The sequence below is a fragment of the Chitinimonas violaceus genome (assembly GCF_052601015.1).
In genome coordinates this window covers 1-556 of the sequence record NZ_JBQXDJ010000216.1, presented here as the reverse complement: position 1 = coordinate 556, position 556 = coordinate 1, and the positions used below count along the sequence as shown (strand labels likewise).

Below are 556 nucleotides of genomic sequence, written 5' to 3'. Positions count from 1 at the left end.
TCCCCTTATTCCCTATAAAAACTGAACCAAAGGAGGCCATTGTGCTGACCATCCGACTCCCTGCGGACATTGAAAACAGGCTGGAAACGTTATCGAAAACCACGGGACGCACGAAGACGTTCTATGCCCGGGAAGCGATTCTGACGCATTTAGAGGCGTTGGAAGACTTCTATGAAGCCAAACAGCGGTTGACCGATTTGAGGGCGGGTAAAACGCAGGGGATGAGGCTGGAAGAGGTGCTGAAGCACTATTGCCTGGATGACTGAGCGTTGCCGGATTTGCCTTGCCTCTTCCCTTCCCCTTAGCCGCTTGCCGCTAGTCTGATACCCCCGCTCGTTTCCCCTAACCCGCAGCTTATCTGCGGGTTTCTTGTGTCAAAATCCGCCCCCTTCGCCAAGGCAACTTGGCTGTGTTCTTTAAAACAGCGCCTGGAAAAAATTCCTGTTTAGTGGGTATTGTTGAGCCTATCGATGCGTTAAAAGCCGCATGGCGTCTAGGTTTGAAGGGTTTTAGTACGACAACTTGCGACCGGGAAATCTATCTTCGGGGATGTGCT

Annotated in this window: 1 protein-coding gene; it reads left to right on the top strand. The window is 51.8% G+C overall.

Annotated elements, in window-relative coordinates; all coding sequences use genetic code 11:
- The coding region (gene relB / locus ACUHMQ_RS20995) for a type II toxin-antitoxin system RelB family antitoxin (RefSeq protein WP_445297381.1) at positions 1–266 on the top strand (266 nt) is incomplete at its 5' end.
- Between the last annotated feature and the right edge of the window lie 290 nt (positions 267–556).